Source organism: Phocaeicola faecicola (assembly GCF_013618865.1).
GTDB lineage: Bacteria > Bacteroidota > Bacteroidia > Bacteroidales > Bacteroidaceae > Phocaeicola > Phocaeicola faecicola.
The window spans coordinates 1-9,362 of sequence record NZ_JABSOE010000102.1 but is presented as its reverse complement, the minus strand read 5'-3'; the positions used below and the strand labels follow the sequence as shown (position 1 = coordinate 9,362).

Here is a 9,362-nt window from a genome sequence, read left to right as displayed (position 1 = left end):
ATGCTACACTCCCCATCGTCTTTCGTTGAATGGATAAGTCGGCTGGTGATAGGTTATTATTTCAAAGAACACGAACCTAATAGCTTGCCAAAGCTATATTTATTATATGCCCTTACGGGCGCACCTGCAACTGCTCTTGAGCGTCTGATTCCCAAGCATCTACGAACGGCGAAAGGTAGTTTTCCAGTTCGGGATAACTGCGCAAAATAGTGAATACATCGGCGTATTTCTTGTTCAATAGTTCAATGGCATGGGGGAACGTGCAATACTTACCGCCTTGATAGATACGGAGATACCAAATTATAGCCGCCAAAAGAATAATCGGGCTTTCCACGAAGAAGTCGCCCTGCTTGCTTATCCAACTTCGATTGAGGTTAAGCATTATCGTGTAGCTGGCTTCGTAGGCATCCGCAATGTCTGACATGAAGCTGGCGTTTATCGGGTTGCATCGGTGGCTCTTGCGGGGGTCGTCAAAATTGATAATGTAGAATTTGGGCTTTACCTTATACCCGTCCAAGTGGTTAAGCAAATGATTATAAGCGATTTCCGACAAATCGGGAAACTTATAATCATAGCAGTAAAGCGCAAAACCTTTCTCGATTTGCTGTTTTATGTAACTGTTCACCACTGCATACGATTTGCCACTACCCGGCGTACCCAACACAAGGCTGGCACGGAACGGGTTCACGACATTTATCCAACCGTTATTCCATTTCTTCTTATAGTAGAACCGGGTAGGCAGATTTACCGAATACTCGTTCTCGATAAGCCTTGTTTCCTGCTGGAAACTTTCGTTCTCGGTATTAAAGACATCATCCATTAGGTTGTTCTTCAACAGCCGGGACATCCATGTACCCGCCATGAGCATACAGATATAGCCCGCCGACAGCGTGGCGATATAAAACACAGTGTCCGCCGTGTGTGGCAGCGGAAGTTCCAGCAGCCACCAGTTCAGAAAAAACAACACGACACCTGCCGCAAGGCTGCAATGTATCTTCGCCCACGTTATCTTTTCCTCTTTCACGCCCTTAGTGCCGATACACGACAGGGCGAGGAACACCACCGAAAATAGTTTTGTCCAAAGAACGGACGAGAACAGCCCGGTGGTGCGCTGAAAGTTCCACAGTATCTTGTCTATCACTTCAAAGGTCACTCCCCACTCTTTCAGGGTGGAGTAACAGAACCAGTACACGTTTATTCCCACGAATAGAATACTGACAGCCCGCATAAAGTCCATGACCCTTGCAAGCCCTCTCAAATCATCTTCCTGTTGCATGATTGTAATGTTTTTTTAAGTTAGTCGATGCGCCTTGTGCGCTTCTTTTTCTTCTTTCTCTTTTGGCGGGCGGTGTCCTGCGGATCGTCACCGCCTGATGCACCGCCGCCCAGCAATCCACCGAACGCACCCAACACGGAAGCCACACCCGGAACGATGTCGGATTTCGGCATGAACCCCGGTTGTTCCTGATGCGTGGGCTGGTCTTGCTGCGGTGCTGACACTTCGGGCTGGTGCATCTTTCCGGTTTCGCCCGAAAAACGTTCGTTGAACACGTTCGCCGAATACTCCTTGCCCAAGCGTGAACCGTTCAGCACCACCCGGCTGTCATGGTCGATGAACGTAACGCCATAGATGCGCCCGCTGTCATTCTGACGGAATACCACGTCAATGCCCTGCTTCTTTAGCTGTTGTTCCAGTTCCTTGCGGCTGCGGGTGGTCTGCATGGCAGTGGCTACAATCTTCCGGGTGCGCTCTTTCAGTTTCCCGTTCCTGATTGCTTCGCCCGATTTCTCCATTCTGCGCTGCACCGCTTCATAACCCACCGACTTGCCGATGCGGGAAGCCTTTACCGGGTTGCCCGCCTTTTCGCCCTTGTCGTTCATGGCGGAATAGACAATGCCCTGATAGGGCTTGCCGTTCACTTCACCCTTGACTTCCTCGGCGCACACGTTGTAAGCGGCAAGCAAAGCCTTGTACTCCCCGAACGACTGGAAGCGGTAGCCATAGCAAGCCGCTTTCACGGTATTGCCGATTTGGTGCTTCACGTCCCCGGCGGCATAGTCCACCTTTTTAAGTTCCGGGCGTTCGGCACGTTCCTTTCGCTCTGCCGGGTGCAGCCCGTATTTCTTTTCCAGTTCACGGGTGATTTGCTTGCTGCGCCGATGCTCGAACTTGTCATTCAGCGGCTTGCCGTTCTCGTCCACCCGCAACCCCACGATGTGGATGTGGTGGCGGTCGATGTCGGTATGCTTGTACACCAAATAGGGCTGGTCGCCATAGCCCAACTTCCGCATATACTCTTTGGCAATGTCGGAAAGCTGCTGGTCGGTCAGCACGTCTTCCGGGTGCGGGTTTATGGAAATATGAAGTATCGGCTTCTTGGTGGATAGCTGGACGGGCATCTGCATTTCAAAGCTGCGCATACACTCGCCGATAGAGAAATTCCCGTCCTCGCTCAACAGCATCCGGTTGGAGAAAAGCACCTTTGCTTCCCCGCTGTCCACCTTGTTTTGGTTGTACGCCAGTGTGCCGAACATATTGCCGCCCGTGCTTATTTTGGCAACCATAGTTCCTTGCACTCGTTTGTCAGGTCGATAACCTGACGGTTCAACATCGCCAGTTCGGTGGTCGCTTTCTCTAATTTATAGAGAAAAGCCAGTGTCTTTTTCTCCGAAAAGTTGTTGTGCAACGCCTTTACAACTTGGTTGTAATTGACCGCCACGGCTCTGAATTGTGCATAAAATTCGGTCAGCCGGGCGCAATATTCTACTGCCGATTTGTCCACTTTCACCACCCGGAACGGCTCGCCGAACAGCCGGGCGGCGATGAAACGGGACTTGCTCGTGACGCCCGACTGCTCCCATTGCGAGAGGAAGCGGGCGTTCTCCCGGTCGTTCAGGTAAAGGACATGGCGATGCTTCGCCGGGTCTGCGAGGGCGGGGCGACCGCCCTTGTTAGGTTTTCTTGTTTCCATGCTTCTTTGGATTAAAAAAATTACGACTTCGGAGTGATTTTCACCCCCGCAAGGGGCAAGGCGTTTTCAGGCACGGAAAACGGTTCTATGTGCCATAGAACACACCTTGCTATTTTCTGACGAAAATCGAAATCCGTCACGGACGGATTGGGGTTAGCGTGAAACGGTAAGCCCGGTTATGCACCAGCCTGATTTTACACCCCTGCCCCCTGCGGTTCGTTACTCCGCTGCAAAGTAACGGTGATTTATAATGCTGTAAAATAGGCGGTTGGTGGACAAATCGGGACAGCGTAGGACAAATCGGGACAAGGTTTTCAGGGGATGTTTTTTCTCCCTTTTTTTGCATCGGATTTCAATATTGAAAGCAAGATTGAAAGAAATATTCCAATCAGGAAAGAATGATTGAAAGCAGGATTTCAATAAAACGTGATTGCAGGATTTCAATATTTCAAGAAAGAATGAAAGCAGGAAAACAAGATTGAAATAAAACAGTCTTTCAATATTTCAAGATTGCAATATGGAATGAATGATTGAAAGCAATAAATAAATCTATCAACCAATAATGAACGGAAGCAATATGGAAAACGAGAAAACACCCCTTTATGTCGCCTTTTCCACACAAAAGGGCGGGGTCGGCAAAACCACCTTTACTGTGCTGGCGGCGAGTTACCTATACTACCTCAAAGGCTACGATGTGGCGGTGGTCGATTGCGACTACCCCCAGCACTCCATTGCCGGGATGCGCAAGCGGGATGCCGAGCAGGTTGGGGCGGATGAAGATTACAAGCGAATGGCGTATGAACAGTTCACCCGACTGGGGAAGAAAGCCTACCCGGTATTGTGCAGTTCGCCCGAAAAGGCGATTGCAACGGCTGACGAATATGTAGCCGCCGGACACGTGCCGGATATTGTCTTTTTCGACCTGCCCGGCACGGTGAACAGCGAGGGCGTGATAAACTCCCTTGCGGGCATGGACTACATCTTCACCCCCATTTCAGCCGACAAGGTGGTACTGGAAAGCAGCCTGTCGTTCGCAATGGCTATCCAAAAACTGCTGGTGAGGAATGAAGCCTGCCGACTTGCCGGGCTGTACCTCTTTTGGAACATGGTGGACGGGCGGGAGAAAACAGACCTCTACGCCGCCTATGACAAGACCATTAAGGAACTGGAACTGCCGCTGATGAAAACCTTTATCCCCGATACCAAACGCTACAAAAAGGAACTGGTGGCGGATAAAAAGGCGGTGTTCCGCTCCACGCTCTTTCCCGCCAGCCGCCCGCTGGTAAGGGGAAGCAACTTGGAAGAACTGATAACCGAAATAGTGTACTACATCAAATTAAAATGATATGGCAAAGCAAAGCGGCGGGATGCCGAAGATAGACGAGGATTTCATGAAAGAGCTTATCTCGCAGGGTGTTCCCAGTAAACAAGATAATAATAAGACGAATGATGTACCGCAAGAAACACAAACAGAAACGGTGCGGGTGGAGAAAACGACAAACCGCAAGCGCAAGGGCGGTTCGGGCGACTACCGGGAAACCTACTTTCAGAAAGTGGAACTGGCAGACCGACAGCCCTTATACGTGAGCCGTACCACGCACGAAAAGCTGATGCGTATCGTGACAGTGATAGGCGGGCGCAAGGTGACGGTAAGCAGCTACGTGGAAAACATTCTGCTGCGGCACTTCGAGCAGTACCAAGACGAGATAAACACCCTGTACGAAAGCCACTTCCAAAAGCCTGTCTGACTATGGTAATCTATTGCATACTTACCGGGCTTTTGGTGTACTACATCGCCCTGTGGCTGTGGTATCGCTACACGGACAGCCGGACATCACCGGGCAAAACGGATGATGCGCCGCTTCCACGAAACGGGGTTTCAGGCTACACGCTGATAGGTGAAAGCCGATACAAGGGTGGACTAATCGGGACAGCGCAGGACAAATCGGGACACCTCCCGCAAGCGGCTGAAAATGATACTATTTTTGCGCCGCAGGCTGACGGACTGCCGGAAGAAACGCCCGGTTACGAGAATGACGAACCCGACTACGAGGACGAGGAAATAGCCGGGTACATGGACGGTGACGATGATACCGGACGGGCTACGGGCGTGAGCTTTGACGAACTGGGCGAAGCGGTACGCACGGCGAACGCCGATACCCCCACCGAAGCGGAGAAACGGCAAGCCGCCGGGACACTGGCAAGCATTGAGGGGACGAACCTCTACGATGCGGTGGTGGAGAACATCAACGGCGGGCTGGCAAAGGTGGCGGAACTGCTGGGACGCAACGAAGCGGAACTGGCTGCGGCTGCTGTCCCTGCCGGAACTGTCGATACAAGCGAGGAACACGAAGCGTTCGACATGAACGATTTCCTATAATATAATAATTATAAGCCTGACAGCATGAAACAACGGGATTACGGTTGATTGGCAACCTGAAAACAAACAGACAAACGGGACTATCCCCGACCACTAAAATTTCAAATTATTCACCAGCCGGGAAAGGCGGACTATCCACCCGCCGCCCGGCATTAAAAACAAATCACAATGAGAAAGAAAATCTTCTTGTCGGCGGCTATACTTGCCGCCGTGGTAAGTGCCTACGCACAAGGAAACGGGCAGGCGGGTATCACCGAAGCCACGAACCTAATCACCGGGTATTTTGACCCCGGAACAAAACTGGTGTACGCAATCGGGGCGGTCTGCGGCTTGATTGGCGGGGTAAAAGTATATAACAAGTTTTCAAGCGGCGACCCCGACACCTCAAAGACCGCCGCCAGTTGGTTCGGGGCGTGCATCTTCCTGATTGTCGCCGCCACTATCCTGCGTTCGTTCTTCCTCTAAAAAGGCGGCAATGTCTGAATATCCGGTAAACAGGGGTATCGGGAAGCCGGTAGAGTTCAAGGGGCTGAAAAGCCAGTACCTCTTTATCTTTTGCGGCGGCTTGCTCGCCGTCTTCGTGGTGTTCATCGTCCTGTTCATGGCAGGCGTGAACCAGTGGCTATGTATCGGTTTCATCGTGTCGGCTTCGCTGCTGCTCGTGTGGCAGACGTTCCGGCTCAACGCCAAGTACGGCACGCACGGGCTGATGAAAGCTGCCGCACGCAAAAGACACCCACGCTTCATTATCAGCCGAAAGGCGATACCCCGGCTGTTCAACTACAAAAGAAGAAAGGAAGAAAGAACATGAGGAATATGTTAAAGGCTACCACGCTGGAGAGGAAATTTCCACTTTTGGCGGTGGAGAACGGCTGCATCATTTCAAAGGATGCGGACATAACGGTGGCTTTCAGGGTGGAACTGCCCGAACTGTTCACCGTCACCAGTGCCGAGTACGAAGCCATACATTCGGCGTGGTACAAGGCGGTCAAGGTGCTGCCCGACTACTCCATAGTACACAAGCAGGACTTCTTCATCAAGGAGAACTACCAGCCCGACACCGAAAGGGACGAGCTTAGTTTTTTAAGCCGCTCCTTTGAACGGCACTTCAATGAACGCCCGTTCCTGAACCATTACTGCTACCTGTTCCTGACGAAAACGACAAGGGAGAGAAGCCGCCGACAGAGCGACTTCTCCACCCTTTGCCGGGGCAGGATTGTACCGCAGGAGATAGCCGACAAGGAAGCGGCGGCAAAGTTCATCGAAGCGGTCGGGCAGTTTGAAAGGATTATGAACGACAGCGGTTTTGTCACCCTTACCCGGCTGGCGGCATCGGAAATCACCGGGCAGGACGGAAAGGCGGGCATCATCGAGAAATACTTCTCGCTCTCGCAAACCGACACTACTTGTCTGAAAGACATCGGGCTGTACCCGGAAGAAATGCGGGTCGGGGACGATATACTGTGCCTGCACACGCTTTCGGACGTGGAAGATTTGCCCGGAAAGGTCGGGACGGACTGCCGATTTGAGAAGCTGTCCACAGACAGAAGCGATTGCAGGTTAAGTTTTGCCGCCCCGGTGGGCGTGCTGTTGTCGTGTAACCACGTCTATAACCAGTTCATCTTCATAGACGACCACGCCGAAAACCTGAAGAACTTCGAGCAGACCGCCCGGAATATGCAATCGCTCTCCCGCTACTCCCGTGCCAACCAAGTGAACAAGGAGTGGATAGACGAGTACCTGAACGAAGCGCACAGCAAGGGGCTTATCTCGGTGCGCTGCCACTGCAACGTCATGGCATGGAGCGATGACCGGGAAGAACTCAAACGCATACGCAACGATGTGGGAAGCCAGCTTGCACTAATGGAGTGCAAGCCACGCCACAACACGGTCGACACGCCCACGCTCTTTTGGGCGGGCATACCCGGCAATGAGGCGGACTTCCCCGCAGAGGAAAGTTTCTACACGTTCTTGGGGCAGGCTCTCTGCCTGTTCGTGGAAGAAACGAACTACAAGAGTTCGCTTTCGCCGTTCGGCATCAAAATGGTGGACAGGGTAAGCGGTCGCCCGCTGCACATCGACATATCGGATTTGCCCATGAAGAAAGGCATCACGACCAACAGAAACAAGTTCATACTTGGGCCGAGCGGGTCGGGTAAGTCCTTCTTTACCAACCACATGGTGCGCCAGTATTACGAGCAGGGTGCACACGTGCTGCTGGTCGATACGGGTAACAGTTACTTGGGGCTGTCCCAGCTTATCCACAACCGCACGCACGGCGAGGACGGGATTTATTTCACCTACACCAACGAGAACCCGATAGCGTTCAACCCGTTCTATGTCGAAGACGGGGTATTTGACATCGAGAAGAAAGAGAGTATCAAGACCCTGATACTCACCCTGTGGAAGCGGGACGATGAAGCCCCCAAACGGTCGGAAGAAGTGGCGTTGTCCAATGCGGTAAGTGCCTATATCGAACTGATAGGCAAAGACAGTTCGGTAACGCCCTGCTTCAACACGTTCTACGAGTTTGTCCGGGATGATTACCGCCGACAGCTTGAACAGAAGAACGTCAGGGAAAAGGATTTTGACATTGACAATTTCCTGAACGTGCTTGAACCGTACTATCGTGGCGGTGAGTACGACTACCTGCTGAACTCCGACAAGGAACTGGATTTGCTGCATAAACGCTTCATTGTCTTTGAGTTGGATAACATCAAAGACCACAAGATTTTATTCCCGGTAACGACTATCATCATCATGGAAGCCTTTATAAACAAGATGCGCAAGTTAAAGGGGATAAGGAAGTTAATACTAATTGAGGAAGCGTGGAAAGCGATTGCATCGGCGAACATGGCGGACTACATAAAATATTTGTACAAAACCGTCCGAAAGTATTTCGGGGAAGCGATTGTAGTCACGCAAGAGGTAGAGGATATTATTTCTTCCCCTATCGTGAAAGAAAGTATCATCAATAACTCGGACTGCAAAATATTGTTAGACCAGCGAAAAGATCTCAACAAGTTCGACAGCATACAGAACCTCTTGGGACTGACCGACAAGGAGCGTTCGCAGATATTGTCTATCAACATGGCGAACCACCCCGGACGGAAGTACAAGGAAGTTTTCTTCTCGCTGGGCGGCACACAATCGGCGGTATATGCCACGGAAGTTTCATTGGAAGAATATTACACGTACACAACCGAGGAAAGCGAGAAAATGGAACTGTTCGCCCTCGCCGACAAGCTGGGCGGCAACCTTGAACTGGCTATCAAGCGGCTTGCAGAAAGCAAAAGAAATCCCCAATCATCAACAACTTAAAAATTAGGAATATGAAATGGATTGACAATCTGATATACACGCTATTGTCCGCCTGCCTGCTGGCGGGCTGCGAGGACAGCGGAAGTAAGGAGCTGGAAAGGATGCAGGGCTATTGGGTACACGTCAGGGGACACCCGGCTTTCACACTCTCGGAAACGGGCGGCAGATACACCGTCACCCGGAAAGCGAATGTCAGGGGCAGAATACTGGAAACGGCTCACCCAGTAACAGAACGGAACGGCTGCCTGTTCATCGAAACGGGCTTCCGCATACAGTTCACCTATGACAAAAAGACCGACCGGATAACGCTCATGCCCGGCGGCGAATACAAACGAGTTACAAACCCTGAAAACAAAAGATAATGAAAAGAACAATTCTCCTTATGGCGGTATGCCTTTGCTTCATCGGCAAGGCATCCGCACAGTGGGTAGTGTCAGACCCCGGCAACTTGGCGCAGGGCATCATCAACACCACCAAACAGATAGTGCAGACTTCCACCACAGCCAAAAACACGCTGGACGGCTTCATGGAAGCGCAGAAGATTTTCCAGCAGGGTAAAAAATATTACGATGGTGCGCCCGTATAGGCGATATAATAAATGTAGCATTGGCAAGCTATTAGGTAAGTGTTCCAATATTTACCTATCATCACCAGCTTATCTGCCCACGAAAGGACGGCAGGGAGTATAG

9 protein-coding genes and 2 pseudogenes are annotated in these 9,362 nt (G+C 51.3%); 8 read left to right on the top strand and 3 right to left on the bottom strand.

Features of this window, described 5'->3' with window-relative positions:
- Window positions 1-124: 124 nt before the first annotated feature.
- The 3 genes and pseudogenes from H3001_RS18090 to mobA form a co-directional block, all read right to left on the bottom strand.
- A pseudogene (locus H3001_RS18090) lies at window positions 125-1,276 on the bottom strand (YWFCY domain-containing protein); the annotation flags it as partial.
- Window positions 1,277-1,296: 20 nt separating this feature from the next.
- Entirely contained in the window at window positions 1,297-2,565 is a 1,269-nt protein-coding gene (gene mobB, locus H3001_RS18085) for a conjugal transfer protein MobB (protein ID WP_008648472.1), read from the bottom strand.
- A complete protein-coding gene (gene mobA, locus H3001_RS18080; RefSeq protein ID WP_007754154.1) occupies window positions 2,550-2,972 on the bottom strand; it encodes a conjugal transfer protein MobA in 423 nt (140 codons plus the stop codon). Before mobA ends, mobB begins: the two co-directional genes overlap by 16 nt.
- Before the next feature lie 562 nt (window positions 2,973-3,534).
- Here mobA and H3001_RS18075 point away from each other — a divergent pair.
- The 8 genes and pseudogenes from H3001_RS18075 to H3001_RS18040 all read left to right on the top strand — a co-directional run.
- A complete protein-coding gene (locus H3001_RS18075; protein ID WP_181215686.1) occupies window positions 3,535-4,317 on the top strand; it encodes a ParA family protein in 783 nt (260 codons plus the stop codon).
- 1 nt (window position 4,318) lies between these two features.
- Window positions 4,319-4,720, top strand: coding sequence for a DUF3408 domain-containing protein (locus tag H3001_RS18070; protein ID WP_181215685.1), 402 nt, complete (start codon window positions 4,319-4,321; stop codon window positions 4,718-4,720).
- Window positions 4,721-4,722: 2 nt separating this feature from the next.
- Window positions 4,723-5,352 carry a hypothetical protein gene (locus tag H3001_RS18065; RefSeq protein ID WP_181215684.1) on the top strand — a complete coding sequence of 210 codons (630 nt, stop codon included), beginning with the start codon at window positions 4,723-4,725 and terminating at the stop codon, window positions 5,350-5,352.
- A gap of 168 nt (window positions 5,353-5,520) precedes the next feature.
- Window positions 5,521-5,817 carry a DUF4134 domain-containing protein gene (locus H3001_RS18060; RefSeq protein WP_004308755.1) on the top strand — a complete coding sequence of 99 codons (297 nt, stop codon included), beginning with the start codon at window positions 5,521-5,523 and terminating at the stop codon, window positions 5,815-5,817.
- A gap of 10 nt (window positions 5,818-5,827) precedes the next feature.
- A complete protein-coding gene (locus tag H3001_RS18055; RefSeq protein ID WP_007845738.1) occupies window positions 5,828-6,163 on the top strand; it encodes a DUF4133 domain-containing protein in 336 nt (111 codons plus the stop codon).
- Entirely contained in the window at window positions 6,160-8,673 is a 2,514-nt protein-coding gene (locus H3001_RS18050; protein ID WP_181215683.1) for a TraG family conjugative transposon ATPase, read from the top strand. Before H3001_RS18055 ends, H3001_RS18050 begins: the two co-directional genes overlap by 4 nt.
- Before the next feature lie 11 nt (window positions 8,674-8,684).
- Window positions 8,685-9,035 (top strand): DUF3876 domain-containing protein, encoded by a 351-nt coding sequence (locus tag H3001_RS18045; protein WP_181215682.1) that lies wholly within the window; start codon window positions 8,685-8,687, stop codon window positions 9,033-9,035.
- A pseudogene (locus H3001_RS18040) lies at window positions 9,035-9,244 on the top strand (DUF4141 domain-containing protein); the annotation flags it as partial. The gene H3001_RS18045 and the pseudogene H3001_RS18040, both read left to right, overlap by 1 nt.
- Between the last annotated feature and the right edge of the window lie 118 nt (window positions 9,245-9,362).